This is a genomic window from Sphingomonas hankookensis, from assembly GCF_022664465.1.
Taxonomy (GTDB): domain Bacteria; phylum Pseudomonadota; class Alphaproteobacteria; order Sphingomonadales; family Sphingomonadaceae; genus Sphingomonas; species Sphingomonas hankookensis.
This window is the reverse complement of sequence record NZ_JAKREV010000002.1, coordinates 117,390-140,551: the sequence shown is the minus strand read 5'-3', so window position 1 is coordinate 140,551 and position 23,162 is coordinate 117,390. Positions and strand designations below refer to the sequence as shown.

At 67.8% G+C, this 23,162-nt stretch carries 26 protein-coding genes and 1 riboswitch; of the genes, 11 read left to right on the top strand and 15 right to left on the bottom strand.

Annotated features, from left to right (window positions below; genetic code table 11):
• Positions 1-22: 22 nt before the first annotated feature.
• Complete coding sequence (locus MF610_RS06055) at positions 23-679, bottom strand: alpha/beta hydrolase (RefSeq protein ID WP_055784189.1); 657 nt, start codon at positions 677-679, stop codon at positions 23-25.
• A 138-nt stretch (positions 680-817) separates the two neighbouring features.
• On the opposite strand from MF610_RS06055, the gene MF610_RS06050 reads away from it, so the two are divergent.
• Genes MF610_RS06050 through MF610_RS06040 form a run of 3 tightly spaced genes read left to right on the top strand, consistent with a single transcriptional unit; the run spans position 818 to position 3,266 of the window.
• Positions 818-1,846, top strand: a complete 1,029-nt coding sequence (locus tag MF610_RS06050; RefSeq protein ID WP_242195276.1) for a cysteine desulfurase family protein — start codon at positions 818-820, stop codon at positions 1,844-1,846.
• A complete protein-coding gene (locus MF610_RS06045; RefSeq protein WP_242193866.1) occupies positions 1,843-2,943 on the top strand; it encodes a cysteine desulfurase family protein in 1,101 nt (366 codons plus the stop codon). The genes MF610_RS06050 and MF610_RS06045 overlap by 4 nt, the downstream gene beginning before the upstream one ends.
• Positions 2,937-3,266 (top strand): 2Fe-2S iron-sulfur cluster-binding protein, encoded by a 330-nt coding sequence (locus tag MF610_RS06040; RefSeq protein ID WP_242193864.1) that lies wholly within the window; start codon positions 2,937-2,939, stop codon positions 3,264-3,266. The genes MF610_RS06045 and MF610_RS06040 overlap by 7 nt, the downstream gene beginning before the upstream one ends.
• Here MF610_RS06040 and MF610_RS06035 read toward each other — a convergent pair.
• Positions 3,191-3,616 carry a ribosomal maturation YjgA family protein gene (locus MF610_RS06035; protein ID WP_242193862.1) on the bottom strand — a complete coding sequence of 142 codons (426 nt, stop codon included), beginning with the start codon at positions 3,614-3,616 and terminating at the stop codon, positions 3,191-3,193. The genes MF610_RS06040 and MF610_RS06035 overlap by 76 nt on opposite strands.
• Positions 3,617-3,705: 89 nt before the next feature.
• Between MF610_RS06035 and MF610_RS06030 the strand changes: the two genes are divergently transcribed.
• Complete coding sequence (locus MF610_RS06030) at positions 3,706-5,157, top strand: ATP-binding protein (protein ID WP_242193860.1); 1,452 nt, start codon at positions 3,706-3,708, stop codon at positions 5,155-5,157.
• Positions 5,158-5,288: 131 nt separating this feature from the next.
• On the opposite strand, the gene MF610_RS06025 is transcribed toward MF610_RS06030, so the two are convergent.
• The 6 genes from MF610_RS06025 to serS all read right to left on the bottom strand — a co-directional run bounded on the left by MF610_RS06025 (position 5,289) and on the right by serS (position 11,998).
• The gene (locus MF610_RS06025; RefSeq protein WP_242193858.1) at positions 5,289-6,671 is read right to left on the bottom strand and encodes a leucyl aminopeptidase family protein; all 1,383 of its coding nucleotides are present in this window, start codon (positions 6,669-6,671) and stop codon (positions 5,289-5,291) included.
• 175 nt (positions 6,672-6,846) lie between these two features.
• Positions 6,847-8,175, bottom strand: coding sequence for a 30S ribosomal protein S12 methylthiotransferase RimO (gene rimO / locus MF610_RS06020; RefSeq protein ID WP_242193856.1), 1,329 nt, complete (start codon positions 8,173-8,175; stop codon positions 6,847-6,849).
• 52 nt (positions 8,176-8,227) lie between these two features.
• On the bottom strand, positions 8,228-8,572 hold the full coding sequence (locus tag MF610_RS06015) for a DMT family protein (protein ID WP_242193854.1): 345 nt from the start codon (positions 8,570-8,572) through the stop codon (positions 8,228-8,230).
• Complete coding sequence (locus MF610_RS06010) at positions 8,572-9,582, bottom strand: potassium channel family protein (RefSeq protein ID WP_242193852.1); 1,011 nt, start codon at positions 9,580-9,582, stop codon at positions 8,572-8,574. Before MF610_RS06010 ends, MF610_RS06015 begins: the two co-directional genes overlap by 1 nt.
• Positions 9,579-10,655: a M23 family metallopeptidase gene (locus tag MF610_RS06005; protein WP_242193850.1), complete on the bottom strand. Its 1,077-nt coding sequence runs from the start codon at positions 10,653-10,655 to the stop codon at positions 9,579-9,581. Before MF610_RS06005 ends, MF610_RS06010 begins: the two co-directional genes overlap by 4 nt.
• 65 nt (positions 10,656-10,720) lie before the next feature.
• Positions 10,721-11,998, bottom strand: a complete 1,278-nt coding sequence (gene serS, locus MF610_RS06000) for a serine--tRNA ligase (RefSeq protein ID WP_242193848.1) — start codon at positions 11,996-11,998, stop codon at positions 10,721-10,723.
• Positions 11,999-12,093: 95 nt separating this feature from the next.
• Here serS and MF610_RS05995 point away from each other — a divergent pair, with 95 nt between their 5' ends.
• From MF610_RS05995 to dksA, 3 genes are all read left to right on the top strand, one after another.
• Entirely contained in the window at positions 12,094-12,525 is a 432-nt protein-coding gene (locus tag MF610_RS05995; RefSeq protein WP_242193846.1) for a host attachment family protein, read from the top strand.
• A gap of 258 nt (positions 12,526-12,783) precedes the next feature.
• Positions 12,784-13,605 (top strand): hypothetical protein, encoded by an 822-nt coding sequence (locus MF610_RS05990; protein WP_242193843.1) that lies wholly within the window; start codon positions 12,784-12,786, stop codon positions 13,603-13,605.
• Between the two features lie 262 nt (positions 13,606-13,867).
• Positions 13,868-14,335 carry an RNA polymerase-binding protein DksA gene (gene dksA / locus MF610_RS05985; protein WP_380870799.1) on the top strand — a complete coding sequence of 156 codons (468 nt, stop codon included), beginning with the start codon at positions 13,868-13,870 and terminating at the stop codon, positions 14,333-14,335.
• Positions 14,336-14,386: 51 nt separating this feature from the next.
• Here the strand turns inward: dksA and MF610_RS05980 are convergent, their stop codons facing one another.
• On the bottom strand, positions 14,387-14,542 hold the full coding sequence (locus MF610_RS05980; protein WP_242193840.1) for a YdcH family protein: 156 nt from the start codon (positions 14,540-14,542) through the stop codon (positions 14,387-14,389).
• Between the two features lie 150 nt (positions 14,543-14,692).
• On the opposite strand from MF610_RS05980, the gene MF610_RS05975 reads away from it, so the two are divergent.
• Together MF610_RS05975 and MF610_RS05970 are read left to right on the top strand one after the other, a co-directional pair.
• Entirely contained in the window at positions 14,693-14,890 is a 198-nt protein-coding gene (locus tag MF610_RS05975) for a YdcH family protein (RefSeq protein ID WP_242193838.1), read from the top strand.
• Between the two features lie 84 nt (positions 14,891-14,974).
• Complete coding sequence (locus MF610_RS05970; protein ID WP_242193837.1) at positions 14,975-15,433, top strand: DUF1465 family protein; 459 nt, start codon at positions 14,975-14,977, stop codon at positions 15,431-15,433.
• A gap of 138 nt (positions 15,434-15,571) precedes the next feature.
• Here the strand turns inward: MF610_RS05970 and MF610_RS05965 are convergent, their stop codons facing one another.
• The 6 genes from MF610_RS05965 to MF610_RS05940 form a co-directional block, all read right to left on the bottom strand.
• Positions 15,572-16,519: an NAD(P)H-dependent flavin oxidoreductase gene (locus MF610_RS05965; RefSeq protein WP_242193835.1), complete on the bottom strand. Its 948-nt coding sequence runs from the start codon at positions 16,517-16,519 to the stop codon at positions 15,572-15,574.
• 52 nt (positions 16,520-16,571) lie between these two features.
• Positions 16,572-17,144, bottom strand: coding sequence for a manganese efflux pump MntP (locus MF610_RS05960; RefSeq protein ID WP_242193834.1), 573 nt, complete (start codon positions 17,142-17,144; stop codon positions 16,572-16,574).
• A gap of 81 nt (positions 17,145-17,225) precedes the next feature.
• Positions 17,226-17,327: riboswitch (yybP-ykoY riboswitch) on the bottom strand.
• Between the two features lie 72 nt (positions 17,328-17,399).
• Positions 17,400-18,731, bottom strand: a complete 1,332-nt coding sequence (locus MF610_RS05955) for an Nramp family divalent metal transporter (RefSeq protein ID WP_242193832.1) — start codon at positions 18,729-18,731, stop codon at positions 17,400-17,402.
• A gap of 1 nt (position 18,732) precedes the next feature.
• Positions 18,733-19,746: a ferritin-like domain-containing protein gene (locus tag MF610_RS05950; protein WP_242193829.1), complete on the bottom strand. Its 1,014-nt coding sequence runs from the start codon at positions 19,744-19,746 to the stop codon at positions 18,733-18,735.
• A gap of 20 nt (positions 19,747-19,766) precedes the next feature.
• Positions 19,767-20,792 carry a ferritin-like domain-containing protein gene (locus MF610_RS05945; protein ID WP_242193827.1) on the bottom strand — a complete coding sequence of 342 codons (1,026 nt, stop codon included), beginning with the start codon at positions 20,790-20,792 and terminating at the stop codon, positions 19,767-19,769.
• A 132-nt stretch (positions 20,793-20,924) separates the two neighbouring features.
• The gene (locus MF610_RS05940) at positions 20,925-21,968 is read right to left on the bottom strand and encodes a LacI family DNA-binding transcriptional regulator (RefSeq protein WP_242193824.1); all 1,044 of its coding nucleotides are present in this window, start codon (positions 21,966-21,968) and stop codon (positions 20,925-20,927) included.
• A gap of 205 nt (positions 21,969-22,173) precedes the next feature.
• On the opposite strand from MF610_RS05940, the gene MF610_RS05935 reads away from it, so the two are divergent.
• Both MF610_RS05935 and MF610_RS05930 read left to right on the top strand, forming a co-directional pair.
• The gene (locus MF610_RS05935; protein WP_242193822.1) at positions 22,174-22,500 is read left to right on the top strand and encodes a PDZ domain-containing protein; all 327 of its coding nucleotides are present in this window, start codon (positions 22,174-22,176) and stop codon (positions 22,498-22,500) included.
• Positions 22,472-23,155, top strand: coding sequence for a winged helix-turn-helix domain-containing protein (locus MF610_RS05930; protein WP_242193819.1), 684 nt, complete (start codon positions 22,472-22,474; stop codon positions 23,153-23,155). The genes MF610_RS05935 and MF610_RS05930 overlap by 29 nt, the downstream gene beginning before the upstream one ends.
• Positions 23,156-23,162 lie beyond the last annotated feature (7 nt).

Genomic DNA, 23,162 nt, shown 5'->3' with positions numbered 1-23,162 from the left:
GGCTAATCCGCTGCGCCGAGCCTTACTTAATCGGCGAGTTCGGATCGAGGCGCATGTCCAGATACTTGTCCACGCTGCCCATCAATTCGGGCATTTCGTTCTGGAAGAAGTGGTTGGCGCCGGGAATCGTGTCGTGATGGATCGTGATGTGGCGCTGGGTGCGCAGCTTGTCGACCAGCTTCTGCGTCGCGGCCGGCGTCACGACCTCGTCCGCATCCCCCTGGATGATGATGCCCGACGACGGGCAGGGCGCGAGGAAGGTGAAGTCGTACATGTTGGCCGGCGGCGCGATCGAGATGAAGCCGCGGATTTCCGGGCGGCGCATCAGCAGCTGCATGCCGATCCACGCGCCGAAGCTGACGCCCGCGATCCACGTCGTCTGTGCTTCGGGGTGGAAGCTCTGCACCCAGTCGAGCGCCGAGGCGGCGTCCGACAGTTCGCCGACGCCGTTGTCGAACGTGCCCTGGCTCTTGCCCACGCCACGGAAGTTGAAGCGCAGCGTGGCAAAGCCGCGGCGCTGGAACGTCTTGTAGAGTTCCTGCACGATGCGGTTGTTCATCGTGCCGCCCGACGAGGGATGCGGATGCAGGATCATCGCGACCGGTGCGCGGGGGCGCGGCGCGGGGGCGAAACGCCCCTCCAACCGACCTTCGGGACCGGGGAAGATGACTTCGGGCATGGGACGTCCTGTCGAATACGGGGCGCGACGATGGCGCGGAAAGAGTTCGCGGCTATATAGGCAGCGCGGGCTTCCGCGCAATCCGAAGGCTATGTTTTGACCGCTCGCACCTATCTCGACCATGCCGCGACCACGCCGATGCGCCCCGAAGCCGTGGCGGCGGTGATGGAAGGGATGGCGCGCTGGGCCAATCCGTCGAGCCCGCATGCCGAGGGGCGGGCGGCGCGGCGGGCGCTGGAGGATGCGCGCGGCCGGATCGCCACGGCGCTGGGGTGGGATGGCGAGGTGATCCTGACCAGCGGGGCGAGCGAGGCGTTGGCGATCGCGTTGCGAGGCGCCGGACGGTACGAGACGATTGCGACCACGGTCGAACATGACGCAGTGTTCCGCGCGGCGGAGGGCGATAACCGGATTTCGGTCGGAGCCGACGGGCTGGTCGACACCGATGACGGCACATCGCTGCTGGCAGCGTTTGATCCGAGGGAAGCGACCGAACGGTTCGCGATCCAGTCGGCGAACAGCGAAACCGGCGTGGTGCAGCCGCTGGAGACGATCGATGCGCGGCGGCGTGAGGACTGGATCGGACGGCCCATCACCTTGCTGGCGGATTGTTCGCAGAGCGCGGGCAAGCTGCCGCTTCCGCCTGCCGACCTGATCGTGGTGTCGGCGCACAAGCTGGGCGGTCCGCCGGGGATTGGCGCGCTGCTGGTGCGCGACCTCTCGCTGCTGGTGCCGGCGGGTGGGCAGGAACAGGGATATCGCGGGGGGACCGAGAACCTGCCGGGCGCGCTGGGCTTCGCCGCCGCGTTGGAGGCGCCGCGCGACTGGTTCGAACGAACCGGAGCGCTGCGGGACCGGCTCGACGCGGCGGTTCGGGCAGGCGGGGGCGAAGTGGTCGCCGACGCGTCGCCCCGCATCGCGACCATTGCCGCCTATCGCATGCCGGGACGGTCGGCGGCGGCGCAGTTGATGCGGCTCGATTCCGCGGGCTTCGCAGTGTCGGCGGGAAGTGCCTGTTCGTCGGGAACGCTCAAGTCCAGCCACGTCCTGACCGCGATGGGCATGGACGCCAAGGCGGCAAGCGAGGTGATCCGGGTCAGCTTCGGATGGAGCACGACGGCGGAAGAGGTCGACGCCTTTGCCGCGGCGTGGAGCGCGATGGCGTGACGTATCTCGACTATCAGGCGACGACGCCGCTGGCGCCGGAAGCATTCGCGGCGATGGTGCCGTGGCTGCGCGACCAGCATGCCAACCCGCATTCGCCGCATCGCGAGGGCCGGCGGGCGAAGGCGGCGGTCGAGGTGGCGCGGGGGCAGGTGTTAGCCGCGCTGGGAGCGAAGGGCGGCCGGCTGTTCTTCACCAGCGGCGCGACCGAGGCGGCGAACTGGGCGATCGCCGGGACGTTCGAACGGGTGCGGGCGTCGCGGCCGAAGGTGGTGACGATCGCGACCGAACATGCCTGTGTGCTCGACACGGTGCAGGCGCTGGCGCGGCGCGGAGCGGAGGTCGTGGTGCTGCCGGTCGGGGCGGACGGGCTGGTCGATCGTGTGGCGGCGGAGGCAGCGATCGACGAACGGACGGCGATCGTCGCCGCGATGCTGGTCAATAACGAGATCGGCGTGATGCAGCCGATCGCGTGGCTGAGCGCACTTGCGCGGGCGGCGGGTGCGGTGATGTTCTGCGACGCGGTGCAGGGATTCGGGCGGGTCGCTTTGCCGCTGGAGGCCTGCGACATGATCGGGGTGTCGGCGCACAAGGTCTATGGCCCCAAGGGCATCGGCGCGCTGTGGGTACGCGACCGGGTCGAGCCGGACGCGATCCTGCATGGCGGCGGGCAGGAGGGCGGGCTGCGCTCGGGGACGCTTAGTCCGGCGTTATGCGCGGGGTTCGGCACGGCTGCGGCGTTGCTGGCGCGGGACGATCGGGCAAAGGTCGACGCCTTGTGGCGCGCGGCATGGAACGTGCTGGGCGACGATTGGGTGCTGAACGGACCGTCGGACCCGCGCTGGCGCGGCAACCTCAACGTACGCCTGCCGGGGCTAGACGTTGCGCGGTTGATGAGCGAGTGCCGCGACATCGCCTTTTCGGCGGGCTCCGCCTGTTCGAGCGGGTCGGGGCGCAGCAGCCATGTGCTGCGCGCGATCGGGCTGGACGAACGCGCGGCGCGCTCGTCGATCCGGATCGGGTTCGGGCGCTATACGACACAGGAGGAACTGGTGACGGCCATGCAGGTGATCGACCGCGCGGCGCGGGGGCAGTGGTGATCGTCCGCTTCGTCCGCGCCGATGGCAGCGTCGAGGAAGCGCGCGGGGCGGCGGGCGACCGGCTGCTCGATCTGGCGCAGGCCTACGACCTTCCGCTGGAGGGGACGTGCGGCGGACAGATGGCATGTTCGACCTGCCATGTCATCGTCGATCCGGCCGATGCACCGCGCCTGTCCCCGCCGAGCGAGGACGAGGAGGACATGCTCGATTTCGCCGAAGGGGCGGTCGCGACCAGTCGGTTGGCGTGTCAGATCGTGCTGGACGATTCGCTCGATGGGCTGACGGTGCGGGTCCCGGCCGCGGCGCGCGACGCACGGCGGTAACGCTCGACCAGCAGGACGAGGATCGCGCCGCCGGCATAGGCGACGAAGTCTTGCGGATCGAAGCCGCTGCCGAGGATGATCCGCGCCCAGCGGTTGCCGCCGAGGCCGATATGGTCGAGCAGGTGAAAATATTGGCTGAACTCGATGACGACGGCGACCCCGAACGCCACCAGTGCCGCCGGGACGACCCGCAACGTCGTGACCGCGCGCAACCCGGCATAGACCAGCATTACCGCCAGCGCATCGCCGACATAGGGCCGGACGATCGCGTCGCGTACGAACAGCGCGATGAGCAGCTCGATCGCAAGCAGCGCGACCGTCAGTAGCGCATAGCCGATATGGAACCGCATGGCGTCCTCCCTCGCGCTTTTGCATGGCGTGCGACGGACCGTCTTGCAACCGCTTGCTCCGGCATGGCCCCGCAGCTTAAAGACCCGCGATGACCGTGAACGTCGATATGGGGACGGACCCGGCGGGCAAGACCGTTCCCCTGGATTTAGAAGAATTGTTGGCGACCCGATTGCTGGTGCAGGGCAATTCGGGATCGGGAAAATCGCACCTGCTGCGCCGGTTGCTCGAACGCAGCGCCGGCCATGTCCAGCAGGTCGTGATCGATCCCGAGGGGGATTTCGTGACGCTGGCCGGCGCCTACGGCCATGTCGTGATCGAGGCCGCCGACCATAGCGAGCGCGAGGTCGCCAAGTTCGCCACGCGCGCGCGGGAACATCGCGCGTCGGTGGTGCTGAGCCTCGAAGGGCTGGAAGCGGAGGGGCAGATGAAATGCGCCGCCGCGTTCCTCAACGCGCTGTTCGATGCGCCGCGCGAACATTGGTATCCGGCGCTGGTGGTGGTCGACGAGGCGCAGTTGTTCGCACCGGCGGGCGGTGGCGAGGTGGTCGAGGAAGTGCGGCGCGCGTCATTGTCGGCAATGACGAACCTGATGTGCCGCGGGCGCAAGCGCGGGCTGGCCGGGGTGATCGCGACGCAGCGGCTGGCGAAGCTCGCCAAGAACGTCGCGGCCGAGGCGTCGAACTTCCTGATGGGGCGGACCTTCCTCGACATCGACATGGCGCGCGCGGCCGATCTGCTGGGCATGGAGCGGCGGCAGGCGGAGGCGATCCGCGATTTGCAGCGCGGGCATTTCCTCGCGCTGGGACCGGCGGTCTCACGGCGGCCCCTGTCGATCAAAATCGGGCCGGTGCAGACGTCGGCCCGCAGCGGCAGTCCGAAGCTGACCCCGCTGCCGACCGCGCCGGTCGCCGATATCAAGGACCTGTTGCTGGCACCGGTCGAGGCGATGTTGCCGCTGGGGCCGCCGATCCGCCACGTCGCGCCGCCCGAGGCGGTGGAAGCCGCGATCGCGACGCCGCCGCGGCCGAACGTTGCCCCGGATCTGCCCGAACGATCGATCGACGAAACCGATACGATCGTGGCGGAGGTGCTGCGGGCACTGGTCGAGGATGAGGGCGAGCAGCAACGGCCGGCGGCGGTGCTGTATCAGGATTTCGACGTGCGCTGCCGGATGGTCGGGCTGCCGCGGCCGCCGCTGGATTTGGCGGCATTCACCCGGCGGCTGGCGTGCGCGCGGGCGGGCATCTACGACGCACCGGACGCGGAATGGGCGCAGGCGCTGGCGATCGCCGACGTGCTGCCCGACGATATGCTCGGCGCGTTCATGCTGATCGCGCGGGCCGCGCGTGAGGGTAAGCCGTGCCCTAGCGACCATGCGATCGCGCGGACCTATGGCACCAGCTCGCTCGGACGGGTGAAGCGGATGCTCGCCTATATCGAGGGGCGCGAGTTGCTGGTGTGCCGCACCGATCTGGCGGGGAAACGGTCGATCGCGTTGCCGCATCTGGGGTGGACGACGGAAGCGGCCGAGGCGGCGTAAAGTCCTCCCCGCTGTGCGGGGAGGGGGACCGGCCGAAGGCTGGTGGAGGGGCGTTTCCGCGAGCGGTGTACTGGCGGCCTTGCCCCTCCACCACCGCTTCGCGGCAGTCCCCCCTACGGAGTGGGGAGGATTTAGGGGCGAGCGTACCGGTCTTTCAGCAACCGCCACGTCGTGCGCAGGCCGTATGCCTCGCCGCCCTTCGCCCGGCCGGGCTTGGCCGCCGCGCGCCATGCGAAGGTGTCGAGATGCGCCCAGACCGTGCCCGGCGTCACGAAGCGGCGGAGGAACAGCGCGGCGGTCACCGCGCCGGCCATGCCGCCCTCCGGCGCGTTGACCATGTCGGCGATGTCGGACTTGAGCATCTCGTCATACCCGTCCCACAGCGGCATGCGCCACAGCGGGTCGCCCTCCGCCATCCCGGCGGCGAGCAGATCGGCGGCGAGCGTTTCGTCATTCGCGAAGGTCGCCGGCAGGTCAGGGCCGAGTGCCACCCGCGCCGCGCCGGTCAGCGTCGCGAAATCGATCAGCAGCTCGGGTGTTTCCTCGCAGGCGCGAGTGAGCGTATCGCCGAGGATCAAGCGCCCCTCCGCATCGGTATTGGTGTTCTCGACCGTCAGGCCCTTGCGGCTGTTCAACACGTCGCCGGGACGGAAGCTGTCGCCCGACACGCTGTTCTCGACTGCGGGGATGAGCAGGTGCAGCCGGACCGGCAGGTGGGTTTCCATCACCAGTCCGGCGAGCGCCAGCGCATGCGCCGCCCCGCCCATGTCCTTCTTCATCAGCCGCATGCCGGCCGATGGCTTGATATCGAGCCCGCCGCTGTCGAAGCACACGCCCTTGCCGACGAGCGTCACCTTCGGGTGCGCCGGGTTGCCCCAGACCAGTTCGATCAGGCGCGGTTCGCGGCCCTTGGCGGCGGCCTTTCCGACCGCATGGATCATCGGATAGCCGGTTTCGAGCTCGCTGCCCGATGTGACGGTAACTGTGGCGCCATGCGCGTCGCCCAGCGTGCGGACTTCGGCGGCGAGTTCGGCGGGGCCGAGATCGGCGGCGGCGGTGTTGACGAGGTCACGGACGCGGGCGGTCGCGGCGGCCTGACGCAAGGCTTCGTCGATCTGCGCCGGATCGCGCGAGAGGAGGATACGGGGAGCGTCGTCTTCCGCCTTGCGATAGCGGGTGAAGCGGTACTGGGCGGTCGCCCAGCCAAGTTTGGCGGCGCCGGGGGTGCCGGTCGCGAGGCGGTAGCTGCCGGGCGGCAGTTGTGCCGGGAGGTGGGCGAGGCACCATGGGGTGAGGTTCGCGGTTTCGGCGACGACGGTGACGACCGACCAGTCGTCGGGTTGCTCGGCCGGAAGGGTGGCGGTCTTGCCGGGCTTGGGCGTCAGATGCTGCGCGGTCGCGGCGGCGCGGAGGCGCGGGGGTTGCTGCGCAAGCCACGCGTCGAAGCCGGCCGGGTTGATCAGGTGAATGGTGCGGGCGGCCTGTCCGCGGTCGGCGGTGATCGTTGGGGTCATGTACGAGATGTACGAGCGCGCCTTGGCCAAGCGCAACCCAATCCTCCCCATTTCATGGGGAGGGGGACCAGCCGCAGGCTGGTGGAGGGGAAGGCCGCAGGCGGTTCGCTCGTGGCGTTGCCCCTCCACCATCCGCTGCGCGGGCGGTCCCCCTCCCCGCGAAGCGGGGAGGATTTTAGAGCGGTACCCCGTACAGGTCGTGCTCGTCGGCGTCCTCGACTTCGACCTTGACGATATCGCCCTGCGCCAGATGGCCGGCGTCGCGCAGGAAGACCTCGCCGTCGATACCGGGCGCGTCGGCCATGCTGCGGCCGGTGGCGCCGCCTTCGTCGCCGACCTCGTCGATGATGACGTCGATCGTGCGACCGATCTTGGCGGCGAGCTTCGCGGCCGAGATCGCAGCGGTCTTTTCCATGATCCGGGCGTAGCGCTCTTCCTTGACCGCCTCCGGCACCGGATCGGGCAGCGCGTTGGCGGCGGCGCCTTCGACAGGCTCGAACCGGAACGCGCCGACGCGGTCGAGCTGTGCCTCGTCGAGCCAGTCGAGCAGATACTGGAAGTCCGCCTCGGTCTCCCCCGGGAAGCCGACGACGAACGACGAGCGGATCGCGATGTCGGGACAGATCTCGCGCCAGCCGCGCAGCCGTTCGAGCACCTTGGCGTCGTTGGCCGGGCGCTTCATCGCCTTGAGGACGTTGGGCGAGGCATGCTGGAACGGGATGTCGAGATAGGGCAGCACCAGCCCGTCCGCCATCAGCGGGATGACGCTGTCGACGTGGGGATAGGGATAGACATAATGCAGCCGCACCCACGGCGCGATCTGTCCCAGTTCGCGCGCGAGGTCGGTCATGTGCGGCACGACCTCGCGACCCTTCCATGCGCGGGGTTCGCGGCGGATGTCGATGCCATAGGCCGAGGTGTCCTGGCTGATGACCAGCAGCTCCTTCGTCCCCGCTGCGACCAGCTTTTCCGCCTCGCGCAGGATCGCGTCGGGGCGGCGGCTGATCAGGTCGCCGCGGATCGACGGGATGATGCAGAAGGAGCAGCGGTGGTTGCAACCCTCCGAAATCTTCAAATAGCTGTAATGGCGCGGCGTCAGCTTCAGCCCGCTTTCGGGCACGAGATCGACGAACGGCGAGGGGATCGGCGGGGCCGCTTCATGCACCGCTTCGACGACCTGTTCATACTGGTGCGCGCCGGTGACGGCCAGCACCTGCGGGAAGCGGGCGCGGATCGTGTCCGCTTCCTGCCCCATGCAGCCGGTCACGATGACGCGGCCGTTCTCGGCGATTGCCTCGCCGATCGCTTCGAGCGACTCTTCCTTGGCGGAATCGAGGAAGCCGCAGGTGTTGACCAGCACGACGTCCGCCCCGGCATAGTCGGGCGACATCTGATAGCCGTCGCTGCGCAGCTTCGTCAGGATGCGTTCGCTGTCGACCAGGTTCTTGGGACAGCCGAGCGAAACCATCCCGACACGGGGGGGCGAAGGAAGACGAGTTGCCATGATCGCCCGGTCACATAGCGATTTGCACGAAAAATGATAGGGGCGGCGGAACCTATTGCCGGAACAGGAAGAACGCACCGCCGGCGATCAGGGTGAAGCCGATCATGTGGTTCACCGTGATCTTCTGCCCGAGATACGCGACCGAGAAGATCGCGAACACGGTGAGGGTGATGACCTCCTGCATGCCCTTCAACTGCGCCGCCGAATAGACCTGCGACCCGATCCGGTTGGCGGGGACGGCGAGGCAATATTCGAAGAAGGCGATGCCCCAGCTGATCAGGATCACGAAGAACAGGGGCGCTCCCTTGTGCTTCAGATGGCCGTACCACGCGAAGGTCATGAAGATGTTGGAGGCGATCAGCATCAGGATCGGCCACAGGCGGGCGGCATCGGGCATTATCGGGTCACCACTTCGACGATCGTGTCGCCGGGTTGCAGGTTGCGGGCTTCGGGGCTGTCGAACCGGATCTTTCCGCCCTGTCGATAGATACGCAGGCCAAGGCCGGTGGTGATCGCCGACAGCGGCTGTCCGACTTCGTGGGCCGCGACCGGCCGTTCGGACAGCGCGACCGCGCCGTCGATCGAGGCGAGGTCGAGCATATAGTCGGCGATATGCGGGCCGCGGCACGACCCGGCAAGCAACAGCCCGGCAAAGCTGACCGGGTTGATGACCGTCGTGGCACCTGCGGCACGGGCGGGAAATTCGTTATCCTCCGCCTTCACGATCACGCTGATCGTCAGGTCGGGGGCGAGATGGCGGGCGGTCAGCGTCACCAGGATCGACGTATCGTCGCGGCCGGTTGCGACGATCAGTGCGCGGGCCCGGGCGACACAGACGTCGGTGAGCGTCGCGTCGCGGGTGGCATCGGCCTGCAACACGATGCAGCCCAGCTTCTGCGCCGCCTCGACATGCGGTTGCGACGGGTCGATCACGACGATGCGGCGCGGTTCCTCGCCCCGTGCGATCAGCTCGTCGACCGCTTCGGACCCGGTCTTGCCGAAGCCCGCCACGACGATGTGCCCGGTCAGTTTGTCCTGCAACAGCGCCATGCGCCAACGCTCCCAGCTTCGCCTGAGCACGAATTGATAGGTCGTCCCGATGAACAGCAGCACGACGAACACGCGGATCGGCGTAACGATCAGGGCGTCGAAAAGTCGCGCGCGTTCGGTGACCGGCGCGATGTCGCCATACCCGGTCGTCGTGATCGAGATCATGGTGAAATAGATGACGTCGGCGAAGCTGACCTTGCCGTCGTAATTGTCGCGCAGGCCGTCGCGGTCGAACCAGTGGACCGCGACCGCGATGCCGACCAGCGTCAGTACCGCGGCGACGCGCCACAGAATCGACGCCCAGACCGGCAGCGGCGACGATTGCCGCAGGATCGCGCGCCGGTCCGGCGGCCTCATCGGCGCGGCAATCGGGTCAGCGGGTCGATGGGGCTGCGGCCTGACCGCATTTCGAAATGGACCATCGGCCGGTCGGCAAAGCCCGATTCGCCCGACAGCGCGATCTTCTGCCCCTTCTTCACCGCCTGCCCACGCTGGACCAGCAACTGGCTGGCATGGCCATAGACGGAGGTGATGCCGCCGCCGTGGCGGACGATGACCACGCCGCCGAGGCCCGGCACGCCGGTGCCGACATAGGCGATGGTGCCGTCCGCCGCGGCCCCGATCGGCGTCCCCTCCGGCACGGCGATCTTGATCCCGTCGTTGCGCTCGCCACTGGCGCCCGCGCCGAAGCGCTTGAACACCCGCCCCTCGACCGGCCAGTTGAACGCACCGGGCGACATGGTCGGCGCGGCGATCGCGGCACTGGGCGGCAGGACGCGGCGCGGCGAGGTGACGGCGACCGCGGGGCGTTCGTTCGGCTTGATCGCCGGTTCGCCGCCGGTGAGGATGTCGTCGATGTCGAGCCGGAACGCCGCCGCCCGCTCCGCCGCCGATCGCGGCAGTGCGTCGCCGGGGATCAGGATACGCTGTCCGGTGCGCAGGATATAAGGTTCGCTCAAGCCATTGGCCGACACGATCCGCGACCAGTCGACGCCGTACGCACGCGCGATGGCGATGCCCGTCTCGCCCTCCCGCACGCCGTGATAACGGCCACCGGGGATGGTCAGCCGTTGCCCGGTGCGGATGGTGAACGGCGCAGGCAGGAGGTTGGCGCGCGCGATCGCCTCCGATCCGGCACCGGTCGCATTGGCGATGCCGCGCAGCGTGTCGCCGGGGCGGACGGTATAGACGCTTTCGGTCACGGTCCGCGCATTGGCGACCGCGCGGCGCGCTTCCCACGCCGGCGGAGCGGAGGGGAGGGCGGTGACCCCGTCACCCTGCGGCTTGGTCGCAGGCGGCGTGTCGGGGGCGAGGACCGGCGGGGCTTGCGGCGCGGACGGGGCGGGGTCGTAACCGGGGGACGACGGGATGCAGCCGCTGGCCGCGCCCATGACGATCAGCGCCGCCACGCTCCGTGTTGCGAAACCCATCGCTGCCCCCTTGCATCCCATCCCCGAACACGACCTTAACCATCCTGGTCGTATCCGGAAAGCCGTCAGCCGGCGGGCGTCAGCACGTCCTGCCCGACATAGCGGCGCAGCACGTCGGGCACGACGACCGATCCGTCGGCCTGCTGGTAATTCTCCAGCACCGCGACCAGCGTGCGGCCGACGGCCAGTCCCGAGCCGTTCAGGGTATGGACGAAACGGGTCGCCTTCTCCCCCTCCGGCCGGTAGCGGGCGTTCATCCGGCGCGCCTGGAAATCGGTGCAGGTCGAGCAGCTCGAAATCTCGCGATAACGCTGTTGTCCCGGCAACCAGACTTCGAGGTCGTAGGTCCGCGCTGCCGAAAAGCCCATGTCGCCGGTGCACAGCTTCATCCGGCGGAACGGCAGGACGAGGCGGTTGAGGATATCCTCGGCCGCCTGCGTCATGCGTTCATGCTCGGCATCCGATTGGTCGGGGGTGGTGATCGACACCATCTCCGCCTTTTCGAACTGGTGTTGGCGGATGAAGCCGCGCGTGTCGCGTCCCGCAGCCCCTGCTTCCGACCGGAAGCACATGGTCAGCGCGGTGAAGCGCAGCGGCAGTTCGCGCTCGGCAAGGATTTCGCCTGCGACGATGTTGGTCAGCGAGACTTCGGCGGTCGGGATTAGCCAATGCTCATCGGTGGTCCGGAACAGGTCTTCGGCGAATTTGGGCAGCTGTCCCGTGCCGTACAGCGCCTCGCTGCGCACCAGCACCGGCGGCACGACCTCTTCATAGCCATGGATGCCGGTCAGCGTGTCGAGCATGAACTGGCCGAGCGCGCGGTGCAGCTTGGCCGCCGCGCCCCGCACCAGCGTGAAGCGCGCGCCCGACAGCTTGACCCCGGTTTCGAAGTCGAGTCCGATCGCCGGCCCGATCGCGTCATGCTCGCGCGGCTCGAAGCCGAACGCGGTCGGATCGCCGACCGTCTTTTCGACGACGTTGTCGTCCTCGTCCGCGCCCTGCGGCACGTCGGCCAGCGGCAGGTTAGGGACGACGGACAGCGCGCCGGTCAGCGCGTTGGCGAGCGACGCCTCTTCCAGTTCGGCCGCGAGCATCCGGTCCTTCAGCGTGGCGACTTCGGCCATCAGCGTCATGGCGGTATCCTCGTCGCGCTTCGCCTTGGCCGCGCCGATCGCCTTCGATGCCTCGTTGCGGCGGGCCTGTGCGGTCTGGATCTCGGTCTGGAGCGCGCGGCGGCGTTCGTCGAGGTCGGCGATCGCGGCGGCGCGGGGTTCCACGCCGCGGCGGGCGAGAGCGGCGTCGAAGGCGGCGGGATCGTCGCGGATCAGGCGGATATCGTGCATCGCCGGGCTATGGCGAGCCCGTTCAAGCCATGCAAGCCGCAACCGCCCCGCCCGCCGGTGCGTTGGATCGCCCACACAGCCACAAGGAGAGTAAGATGCGGATACCCCATGACGCCTGCGTGCTGGTGGCCGATGGTCGCAAGATGCTGTTCTTTCGCAACGAGGGCGATGTGAACACGCCCAATCTCGTCGTCGAGGACCAGAAGCTGCAGGCGAACCCGGCGGACCGGCACCAGAAGACCGATGCGGCGGGGCAGGCTTCGTCGACCACCGGCGGCACGATGGGCGAAGTCGATTTCCATCAGCAGGCCGAGGACCGGTTCGCGGCGGAAGCGGCCGACCTGCTGCGCAAGCGCGCGCTGGCCAACGAGTTCGAATCGCTGATCGTCGTCGCCCCGCCCAAGACGCTGGGGGAGATGCGCAAACATTATCACAAGGCGGTCAGCGACAAGCTGGCGGGCGAGCTGGACAAGGATCTGACCGGCCATCCGGTCGATCAGATAGAGAAACTGATCTCGGCTGCCTGACCGCCAACGGGCCGCGCGGTTGTCCGCGCGGCCCGATAGGGATGGATTTTGACGGTGGTACAGGCGTCTTCGATCGATCACTCACGATCGATCGCAAGGCGACGTTACGCTTCCGCCGTCGCCTTGCGCGAGAAGCGCTTGCGCAGCACCAGTGCCGCGGCCGCGCCGCCGAACAGCAGCAGCATCGGCGGTGCCGGGACCGGCGTCGGCGGACCGGGCGGGTCGGGCGGCGGATAACCGTTCGACGACGAGGCCGAGGTGGACGACGCCGAAGAGGTCGACGCGCTGGTCGAGGCCGACGACGCCGACGAGGTGCTGGTCGACACGTTCCCGCTCGACGACGTCGATGTCGACGTCGAGACATTGCCGCTCGACGAGGTCGAAGTGGAGACGTTGCCGCTGGACGAGGTCGACACGTTGCCGCTCGACGAACTGGAAACGTTGCCGCTGCTGCCGCCCGAGGCCGACGAGGTGCTGCTGGTGCTCGACACGCCGCCGGTGCTGGTCGACGATCCGCCGGCCGAGGTCGAGGTCGAACCGCTGGTGCTGGAGGTCGACGAGACGACGATGCCGCTCGACCCGCCCGAACCGCTGCCGCCACCGAAGAAGCCGCCGGCGAAGAAGCCACCGCCGATGCCGCCGCCACCGGTACCACCGACCAGTACCGGGCCGGGGCCGAAGCCGCCGCCCGACATGACCGGCATGTCCGCACCGGCAAAGGCGGGGGGCAGGGGCACCGGTGCCGCCTGGCTGGCGACGGTTACGACGGTCGGTGCGCAGACGGTCTTGGTTCGGGTGACGATGCGTTTCACGACACGGCGCGGCGCTGGGCGGGCGGCCACGCGTTTGGTGATGACCCGCTTGGTGATCGCGCGCTTCGTGATCTCACGGTTCTGCGACGATTCGGCGACGTGCACGGCACCCCCGCCGATCACCGCACCGCCGCAGGCACATGCGCACAATTTCGCCAATGCCATCTTCACCGACATGCAGCACCACTCTTCCCAAAAGAACCCTGTCCACCCGGCCGGATACCGCGTTCGGGTTCGTTATGCTGCACCAAGGCGAAAGAAACCGTAAAGTTCAAACCATGGCGCACCAATATTCGGGTCATATTGGTGAAATATGCATCACGCCAGCGGGTTGGCACGGTTAACGTACCGTAAAGGGACGAAATCGGATACTGCGCAAACGCTGTTAAACCGACTCCTGCAATAGGCATTTCGTCCTTTGTTCTGCGGCGCTTGTGAAGCAGCTGCCTGCCCGATATAGGCGCGCGGACAAAAGAGAGGGCGACCCCCTGCCAAAGCGGCGCCGGGACGTTCCGAGGTGGAGATTGGGGATGGCCACGGTTTTGAGCGACATGACACAACCTCTCGACATGCCACCGCCGCCGGCGAACGACGATGGCACCGGATATCGTCCGCATGCGGACGAGCCGTTCATGAACCCGCGGCAGCAGGCCTATTTCCGTGCCAAGCTGTTGGCGTGGAAGGATGCCATTCACCGCGAGGCGCAGGATACCCTGTCGCACCTGCAGAACGAATCGCTGCGCGAGGCCGACCTGACCGATCGCGCGTCGAGCGAGACCGACTTTTCGATCGAGCTGCGCACCCGTGATCGCCAGCGCAAGCTGATCGCCAAGATCGAGGCGGCGTTGCGCCGGATCGACGATGGCGAATATGGCTATTGCGAAGTGACCGGTGAGCCGATCGCGCTGGGCCGCCTCGAAGCGCGGCCGATCGCGACGATGACAGTCGAGGCGCAAAGCCGCCACGAACGGCAGGAAAAGGTGTCGCGCGAGGACTAAGCGTCCGGGGCGAACGTTGCGCGCGGGGCCGCTCGACCCCGCGCGGTGGCGTTACAGGGCGGTCATTTCCTGTTTCACCATCAGCTTGCGCTTCTTGAGCGACGACAGCAGCGACTGGTCGGGCGAGGGGCGCTGCGTTTCGGCCGCGATCTGGCGGTCGAGCGTGGCATGTTTCGCTTCGAGGGCGTTGAGGTGGGCAGACTGCATCGTTGCATCCTCCTGCTTGGCTGTTGGGGGAATGAGTAAAACACAGCAGTCCCGGATTGTCGCCATGGCTGACGGGTTTTTCGACGCGACGTGCGAAAATCGCCGACGGACCGTTGCCAGCGCCCGGCGCCCAAGCGAAAGTGCCGGTCCATGGACGAATCGGATCTCGAACACCGGCTGGGGCTGCTCAGGATCGAGCATCGCGACCTCGACGACGCCATCACGGCGCTGGCATCGGCCGGCCAGGCCGACCAGCTGCAACTCGCCCGGTTGAAGCGCCGCAAGCTGCGGCTGCGCGACGAGATCGCGGTGGTCGAGGACCAGCTGATCCCCGATATCATCGCCTAATCGTCGCGTTCAGGGACGAATCGGCCGGTTCGGCCGCTGATCGCCCCCTTTCGTGATCATCGACGCCATGGCAACACCCGCCCCATGGATGTACGCGCCACCGCCTCGGACGCCCGCCGCCGGCTGATCGATTCGCTGTATGTCGAAGCGATGCTGCTGGCTGACGAGGCGCGCGCCTATTTCAACGATGACAGCCAAGGCGACCGCGCCGCGCTCGACCCGATGACGCGGGTGGTGCTGTCGTGCGAATCGCTCAAGATCACGACGCGGCTGATGCATGTCATCGCGTGGCTGCTGACGCAGAAGGCGGTCGATGCCGGGGAAATCGCGGCCGAGCTGGCCGACGATCCGCTGCGCGCGCTGGCGACTGCGCCGGTGACCGAGGACGATGTGCTGGCGACGATGCCGGCGGGAACAAGTGCACTGATCCGTGGCAGTATCGACCTGTACCGCCGCGCCGAGCGGATCGAGCGATCGCGCAGCGACCCGCCCGCCGCGAGTCCCGCGCGGGCGATGTTCGAACGCCTCGCGATGCAGCTTTAGTTGGGCCGGTTCGAGCCGATCGACACTCAGTCAGGACGTTCACGATACCGTCACCCCGGATCAAGTCCGGGATAACGGAGAGGGCAGCGGTTCCGATCTGAAAGGACGGCTATCGCGTGCCGAGCGTCGGTTTTTGAGCTAACTTAACAGCCGGGTGCGGGCGGCCTGATACTCGCGCGCCATCCGCGCGATAAGGTCCGCCGCGGGCAGCACGGCGTCGACCGCGCCGATCCCTTGCCCCGCGCCCCAGATGTCCTTCCACGCCTTTGCCCCCGAACCGAAGTTCATCGCCGAGGCATCGCTGTCGGGCAGGTGATCGGGATCGAGCCCAGCGGCGACGATCGACGCGCGCAGGTAATTGCCGTGCACCCCGGTGAACAGGTTGCTGTAGACGATGTCGTCGGCACGCCCGTCGACCACCGCCTGCTTGTACCCCGCGACCGCGTTCGCCTCTGCCGTCGCGATGAACGGCGATCCGACATAGGCGAGGTCGGCGCCCGCGGCCTGTGCCGCCAGCACTGCGCCGCCATTGGCGATCGCGCCGGACAGCGCGAGCGGGCCGTCGAACCACTGGCGCACTTCCTGTACGAAGGCGAAGGGGTTGAGCCGTCCGGCATGGCCGCCGGCACCGGTGCACACGAGGATCAGGCCGTCGGCGCCCTTTTCCACCGCCTTGTGCGCGAAGCGGTCGTCGATGACGTCGTGCAGCGCGATGCCGCCCCAGCCATGGACCGCGGTGTTCAGGTCCTCGCGCGCGCCGAGCGAGGTGATGATGATTGGCACCTTCCACTTGGCACAGGTGGCAAGGTCGGCTTCCAGCCGGTCGTTCGAGCGGTGCACGATCTGGTTGACGGCGAAGGGGGCGGCCGGGCGATCGGGATGCGCGCGGTCGTGCGCCGCCAGTTCCTCGGTAATGCGATGCAGCCATTCGTCGAGCTGCGCCTGCGGCCGCGCGTTCAGCGCCGGGAACGATCCGACGATCCCGGCCTTGCACTGAGCGATGACCAGATCGGGGCCGGAGATGATGAACAGCGGCGATCCGATGACCGGAAGTGCCAGCGTGTCGAACAGGGAAGGAAGCGCCATATGAGTTTCATAGCGCAACCGTAATGGCTGTCCAGCGAGGATTGGCGGCGGCTCAGGCCGACAGATGCTGCGCCAGGATCGACCCGCCGATCGCGATCAACACCAGCCCGCCCAGGATGCCGGCATAGCGCCCGAGATACGGGCCGATATGCTTGCCCAGCATCACGCCGATCGTTGCCATCAGCGTGGTGGTGCCGCCGATGACGAGGCACGCGACCCAGATGTTGACGTCCATCAGCGCCAGCGTCACGCCGACCGCCGCCGCATCGATGCTGGTCGCGATCGCCGTGGCGGCGAGGCGAAGGTAGCCGGGCTTCGCACCGTCCGTTTCGGCTGCGGCATCGCTATCGCCGAGCACCGCCTCGCGCAGCATATAGCCGCCGACCGCCAGCAACAGGCCGAACGCGACCCAATGGTCGTAGCTGGCGATCCAGTCGTTGAGCACGAAGCCCAGCAGCCAGCCGAGCGCGGGCGTCACCGCTTCGAAAAAGCCGAAGACCATGCCGACCTTGATCGCGTCGGACAGGCGGTGGCGGCGCTCCGTCGCGCCCTTGCCGAGCGCGGCGGCAAAGGCGTCGACGGACAGGCTGGCGCCGAGCGCGCCGAGGGTCAGGATACCGGGCATGGAAACGATACTCGGGGCCAGGAACCGAACGATGGACATACCCGTGGCCACGACGCGCGGTATGCCATCGTTGGTCTCGCCGGGCAGGATCGGTCCTGCTGCCATCGCCATGCACCGGACGGTGCAATCATGTTGACGATGGCCCCGCACTACTGCGGGTAGCTACTCCCCAAGAATGAGGGCGCAATATGTGGTAGGTTGGCGGCTGTGAAGCCGGAAAATGCGATCAATTCGGTCCGATTGATCGACCGTGCATCAGCCGGTCGCGACCTGATACAGCAGCACCGAATTCAGCACGATCACCGCCGCACAGATCGTCCATGCGGCCAGCGCCAGCACCGGGCGGTTGGCGAAGCTGCCCATCTTCGCACGGTCGCCGGTAAAGCGGACCAGCGGATAGACGGCGAAGGGCAGCTGAAGGCTCAGCACGACCTGACTGCCGATCAACAGCTGTGCCGTGCCGCTCTCGCCATAGATGCTGGCGACGACGACCGCAGGGATGATCGCCAGCAATCGCGTGATGATCCGCCGTAGCCACGCGGGCAGGCGGATGTTGAGAAACCCCTCCATCACGATCTGCCCGGCGAGGGTGCCGGTGATTGTGGAGTTCTGCCCCGACGCCAGCAGCGCGACCGCGAACAGGATGCTGGCGGCACCGGCGCCCAGCATCGGCGTCAGCAGCTGATACGCCTCCTGGATCTCCGCGACGTCGGTGCGCCCGGCGGTGTGGAACGTCGCGGCGGCGAGGATCAGGATCGATCCGTTGATGAACAGCGCCAGCATCAGCGCGATCGAACTGTCGATCGTCGCCAGCTTGACCGCCTCGCGCCGGCCCTCCGTCGTACGCTCGAAGCTGCGCGTCTGCACGATCGAGGAATGGAGGTAGAGATTGTGCGGCATCACCGTCGCGCCCAAGATGCCGATCGCGATATAGAGCATTGCCGGGTTCGTGACGATCTCCGTCCGCGGAATCAGCCCGTCGGCGATCGCGGCGAGCGAGGGTTGCGCGAGGAACAGCTCGACCGAGAAACAGCCGGCGATCACGATCAGCAGCGCGACGATGAACGCTTCGAGCTTGCGGAAGCCATATTGCTGGAGCAGCAGGATCAGCATCACATCGACCGCGGTGATGCATACGCCCCAAACCAGCGGGATGCCGAACAGCAGTTGCAGCGCGATCGCCGTGCCGATCACCTCGGCCAGGTCGCAGGCGATGATCGCCAGTTCACACAACACCCACAGCACCCAGCGGACGGGCTTGGGATAATATTCGCGGCACGCCTGTGCGAGGTCGAGTCCGGTGACGATGCCCAGCTTGGCCGACAGCGATTGCAGCACCATCGCCATGATGTTCGACAGCAGGATGACCGACAACAGCGTATAGCCGAACGCCGACCCGCCGGCGATGTCGGTCGCCCAGTTGCCCGGGTCCATATAGCCGACCGCGACCAGATAGCCGGGTCCGGCGAACGCCCCCAGCTTGCGCCAGAACTGTCCCGCACCGGCCGGGACCGGCACGGTACGGAATGATCCCGGCAGGCTGGGCCGCCGTTCGGGAACATCGGCGGCGCTCGGCGGAGGGGCCATGTTACGCGGCGGTGCTGGTCTTCAGCGGTCCGTTCACCCCGGCCGGGAAGAACCCGCCGGCGGTGACCGATGCGCGGGTCAGGTAATGTACGTTCAGCACCTGCGCGGGCGCGCGGGTGAAGGTCAGCCCGCTGCCGTCGGTCGGCACGATGTTCGACGCGTTGTTCACCGGCTTCACGCCCTGATCGATATCGGCCACGCCGTCCAGCGCGTCGCGTGCGTTCGACAGCGCTTCGGTCGCATCGAGGATCGCCGGGGTCGCAATGCCCTTGCGATACAGGACCGATCGGATCAGCCCGGCATGATAGGCCTTGGCCGCCTGCATGCCCGACAGTGCGTCGAGGAACGTGGCGCCGGTCAGCGACGCGGCGATCCCGCGATAGGCGGTGACGGCGACGTCGGCAAACACGAACGCGCCCAGCATCACCCGCTCGTCGCTCTCATAGACGTCGTAGGTCGCCGAGGCGGCGGTGATGAGCTGTGCGGCGCGCGCCAGATTCGAAAAGGCGCTGGTCGCGGTCACGCCGAGGTCGATGGCGGGCTGTGCGATGACGCCCGAACCGATCACCCCGCGCAGGAGCGCGACATGGGCGCGGGTATCGGCGGCGAGCTCGCGCGCATATTGTCCGACGATCGCGTCGGCGAAGACGCGGGCGCGCCCGCCGGTCGCGGCACCGGCGGTCCCGGTTCCGGCCAGCAGGTCGGCCGACAGCCCGGCACCGGTGGTGACGAAGCTGAAATACTGCGCCTCCAGATAGGCGAGGTTCAGCGCGAAGTTCAGGATGTCCGCGTCGGTAACCGGCGAAGGCGTCGGGGTCGGCGTGGCCGAACCGGAGGCGGTCGGCGTCGGCGTGGGAGTCGGCGCGGCGTTGCCGTTGTTGCCACCACACGCGGCGAGCAGCGAGGCACCGGCCACGGCGGCGGACACGCTGCCGGCGGTGCGCAGGAAATCGCGACGGTCGCTGCGACGGTGGTCGTCGCCGTCGAGCACGGTCAGGATCGAATCGTTGGTCATCTGTATCGCTCCCGAAAGGCTCAGTTCGCCGCGCTGGTCTTGATGTTGCCGTTGACGCCCGACGGGAAGAACCCGCCCGAGGTAACGGCATTGCGGTTCAGAAAGGCGATGTTGAGCACCTGTCCGGTGGTCCGGCCGTAGGGGAGGCCGGTGGTGGCATCGAACGGCATGATGTTCGACCGGTCGCCGATTGCGCGGACGCCCTGATCGATGTCGGTGGGGCCGTCCAGCGTGTCGCGGGCGTTTGAGATCGCTTCGGTCGCATCGATCAGCGTCGGGGTCGACACGCCGCGCGTGTAGAGCGCCTCGCGGATCATCGCCGCGTGATAGGCTTCGGTCGCCAGGATGCCGGCTGCCGCCTGACGGATCAGCGCGTTGGCGATTCCGCCCAGCGCGCCGCGATAGGCGGTGACGCCGACATCCTCGAACAGGAAGGCGGCGAGCAGGAAATTGTCGTCGTTCGCGTATGGATCGAACGTCGCGCCCTGTCCGATCAGCCCGGCGGCACGCGCCGCGTTCGAAAACGCGCTGGTCGCCGTCGCGCTGATGTCGAGTGCCGGCATGGCGATCGCGGTCGAGCCGAGCGCGTTGCGCAGGAATTCGACGTGCGCCACCTCGTCCTGCGCAATTTCGCGGGCATAGTTGGCGACGACCGGATCGGTCAGGTTAGCCTTGCGCCCGCCGGTAACGGCACCCGGCGTCGTGCCGCTGGGGCCGGTCAGCAAGGTGCTGGCGAGGCCGGCGCCGTTGGCGGCGAAGGCATAGAATTGCGCTTCGAGATATTCCAGGTTCAGTGCGAAGTTCAGCACGTCGATATCGGTGAACCCGCTGGAGTTCGTCGGGGTCGGCGTGGGGGTCGGCGTCGCCGTGGCGGTGCCGGTGGGCGTCGGGGTGGGCGACGACGAATCATTGCCGCCGCACGACGTCAACGCCAGTCCGCTGCCGACCGCGGCAACCGCGCCGAAGGCCCGGAAGAAATCGCGGCGTTCCTCGCGCCGACGTGCCCGCGCATCGAGGGCTGCAACCATCTGTGTCTCGTCGGTCATCTACCGGTTCCCTTAAACCCTGGCGGCCCCGCTCCGCGGTGAACGAAGCGACCCGGACCTGTCGTGCAATATCCGGTCGTGGCCAACCGACATAGCGTTGAAGCGTGCTGTATTGTCTGTCGTGCCCGGGCGCTACCCCCTAGCTTCCGGTACCGGCGCGATGGATTCGCGAATGATCAGACGATGTTCGTGGGCGATCGTCGCCGGAACCGGCGTACCGGACAGCTGGTCGAGCAGCAGCGACGTCGCGCTGACCGCCATGTCGAACACCGGCTGGCGCATGGTGGTGATGCGCGGCCAGGTAATGCGTGCGATTTCCGAATCGTCGAACCCGACGATCGAAAGCTCGCCCGGCACGTCGATGCCCGCCTCACGCGCCGCCATCAGCGCGCCGACCGCCATGTCGTCGTTCTGCGCGAGGATCGCGGTGGGCAGATCGGGGCCCGACAGCAGTCGCCGCGCGGCGGCAAACCCCGAATCGAAGGTGAAGAGTCCGTCGACCACCAGCGCGGGGTCGATCGTCGCCCCGGCGGCGGCAAAGGCGTCGGCATAGCCCTGCATCCGGGCCGCGCTGGCGGCGTGGGTCGGATCGCCCTTGATGATGCCGATGCGACGGTGCCCCTGCGCCAGCACGGCGGCGGCGACCTCTGCGGCGGCGGAGACGTCGTCGACCACGACCCCCGGCACGATATCGTCGAACCGCGTCGGCGAAATGCGGGCGAAGGGCATGCCGATGCCGACCAGTTCGTCGAGGATGCGGCGGCTGTCGGACGCCGGCGGCGCCAGCACCACCCCGTCGATCGCTGCGGAGCGCAGCAGCCCGACGACCTCATCGGCGTGCTCGGTCACCGATCGCACCGGCAGCACCACCAATCGGTAGCGTTCGCCCCGCAACCGGTCGAGCACGCCCATCTGCAGGTCGACGCCATAGCTGGGCGACGGATTTTCATACACCAGCCCGATCAGATAGGATCGTTGCCGCGCCAGCCCCTGCGCCATGATATTGGGGTGGTAATCGAGCGTGCGGACCGCTTCGCGTACGCGGTCGCGCACCGCATCGGTCACATGCGGTTCGCCGTTCAGCACGCGCGATACGGTCTTGGTCGACACGGCGGCATGACGGGCGACGTCGACGATGGTGATGCGCCGCGACGGGCGCGATCGTGGGGACTTCATGGCGGCATCTCCTCCACGCCGCCGCGTCCGTGTCAACCACACCTTAGGTCCAACATGACGCACACGTCATCTTCCGCCCATCGCCCAGAAGGGCGGTGTCGGGCAGCATGGCAGGCTGGAGGTGGCGATGGGCCGGACGGACAGTGCAGATCGATCGCCGGTGCGGGGCTTCGCATTAACCGCCTTGATCGCCTGCGCGATTGCCGTGGCCGGATGGAGCACGCTGGATATCGGCGACAGGAACGTCACGACCGGCGGCGCAACGCTGGCGGCGAATGCGGCACCGGCGGGACTGGTTGTGACCAGCCTCCAGACGGGGGGCCCCGCCGCGACCGCCGGGTTGCAGGTCGGCGACGTCATCGACCGGGTCGACGGGCATCGTGCGCTGTCTCCCGACGTGCTGACGGAGGCGGAGGCCGACGATGTCGCGATCCTGCACGTCGCGGCAAGGGGTGACGCGACCGCCCGGACGCTGTTATTGCGACGAACGGAGGTGGGCCAACGTGAAGATCCTGATCGTCGAGGACGATGACGACACCGCCGGCTATGTCGGCAAGGGGCTGGGCGAGGCAGGGTTCGTCGTCGATCGTGCCGCCAATGGCCGCGACGGCCTGTTCCACGCCATCGATGGCGGGTACGACTGTATCGTCATGGACCGGATGATGCCGCAGATGGACGGCATGGCCACGGTCGCCGCGATGCGCGCCGCCGGTGTCACCACCCCGGTCCTGATCCTGTCCGCCATGGGATCGCCCGACGATCGGGTCGCAGGATTGACGCAGGGTGCCGACGATTACCTGACCAAGCCGTTCGTATTCGCCGAACTGCTCGCCCGCGTCCGCTTGCTGACCCGGCGGCAGGCGGCGGGCGGACCGGCGGCCGAAACGAAGCTGGCGTGCGACGATCTGGAAATGGACCTGCTGGCGCGGCGGGTGCGGCGGGGTACGCGCACCATCGACCTGCAACCGCGCGAATTTCGCCTGCTCGAGTATCTCCTGCGTCACGCCGGACAGGTGGTGACGCGCACCATGCTGCTCGAAGGCGTATGGGATTATCATTTCGATCCCGGCAGCAACGTGACCGACGTGCATATCAGCCGCCTGCGCCGCAAGATCGACGATGGCGAGGATCGCAAGCTGCTGCATACGGTGCGCGGTTCGGGCTACAAGCTGGGGAGCGAATCCTGAAGCGCTG

Excerpts from the sequence above, each read along its gene's own strand:
- MF610_RS06055 (WP_055784189.1), bottom strand. The coding sequence starts at position 679 with ATGCCCGAAGTCATCTTCCCCGGTCCCGAAGGTCGGTTGGAGGGGCGT.
- MF610_RS06050 (WP_242195276.1), top strand. The coding sequence starts at position 818 with ATGCGCCCCGAAGCCGTGGCGGCGGTGATGGAAGGGATGGCGCGCTGG.
- MF610_RS06035 (WP_242193862.1), bottom strand. The coding sequence starts at position 3,616 with ATGCGGTTCCATATCGGCTATGCGCTACTGACGGTCGCGCTGCTTGCG.
- MF610_RS06030 (WP_242193860.1), top strand. The coding sequence starts at position 3,706 with ATGACCGTGAACGTCGATATGGGGACGGACCCGGCGGGCAAGACCGTT.
- MF610_RS06025 (WP_242193858.1), bottom strand. The coding sequence starts at position 6,671 with ATGACCCCAACGATCACCGCCGACCGCGGACAGGCCGCCCGCACCATT.
- rimO (WP_242193856.1), bottom strand. The coding sequence starts at position 8,175 with ATGGCAACTCGTCTTCCTTCGCCCCCCCGTGTCGGGATGGTTTCGCTC.
- MF610_RS06015 (WP_242193854.1), bottom strand. The coding sequence starts at position 8,572 with ATGCCCGATGCCGCCCGCCTGTGGCCGATCCTGATGCTGATCGCCTCC.
- MF610_RS06010 (WP_242193852.1), bottom strand. The coding sequence starts at position 9,582 with ATGAGGCCGCCGGACCGGCGCGCGATCCTGCGGCAATCGTCGCCGCTG.
- MF610_RS06005 (WP_242193850.1), bottom strand. The coding sequence starts at position 10,655 with ATGGGTTTCGCAACACGGAGCGTGGCGGCGCTGATCGTCATGGGCGCG.
- serS (WP_242193848.1), bottom strand. The coding sequence starts at position 11,998 with ATGCACGATATCCGCCTGATCCGCGACGATCCCGCCGCCTTCGACGCC.
- MF610_RS05995 (WP_242193846.1), top strand. The coding sequence starts at position 12,094 with ATGCGGATACCCCATGACGCCTGCGTGCTGGTGGCCGATGGTCGCAAG.
- dksA (WP_380870799.1), top strand. The coding sequence starts at position 13,868 with ATGGCCACGGTTTTGAGCGACATGACACAACCTCTCGACATGCCACCG.
- MF610_RS05980 (WP_242193840.1), bottom strand. The coding sequence starts at position 14,542 with ATGCAGTCTGCCCACCTCAACGCCCTCGAAGCGAAACATGCCACGCTC.
- MF610_RS05975 (WP_242193838.1), top strand. The coding sequence starts at position 14,693 with ATGGACGAATCGGATCTCGAACACCGGCTGGGGCTGCTCAGGATCGAG.
- MF610_RS05970 (WP_242193837.1), top strand. The coding sequence starts at position 14,975 with ATGGATGTACGCGCCACCGCCTCGGACGCCCGCCGCCGGCTGATCGAT.
- MF610_RS05965 (WP_242193835.1), bottom strand. The coding sequence starts at position 16,519 with ATGGCGCTTCCTTCCCTGTTCGACACGCTGGCACTTCCGGTCATCGGA.
- MF610_RS05960 (WP_242193834.1), bottom strand. The coding sequence starts at position 17,144 with ATGCCCGGTATCCTGACCCTCGGCGCGCTCGGCGCCAGCCTGTCCGTC.
- MF610_RS05955 (WP_242193832.1), bottom strand. The coding sequence starts at position 18,731 with ATGGCCCCTCCGCCGAGCGCCGCCGATGTTCCCGAACGGCGGCCCAGC.
- MF610_RS05950 (WP_242193829.1), bottom strand. The coding sequence starts at position 19,746 with ATGACCAACGATTCGATCCTGACCGTGCTCGACGGCGACGACCACCGT.
- MF610_RS05945 (WP_242193827.1), bottom strand. The coding sequence starts at position 20,792 with ATGACCGACGAGACACAGATGGTTGCAGCCCTCGATGCGCGGGCACGT.
- MF610_RS05940 (WP_242193824.1), bottom strand. The coding sequence starts at position 21,968 with ATGAAGTCCCCACGATCGCGCCCGTCGCGGCGCATCACCATCGTCGAC.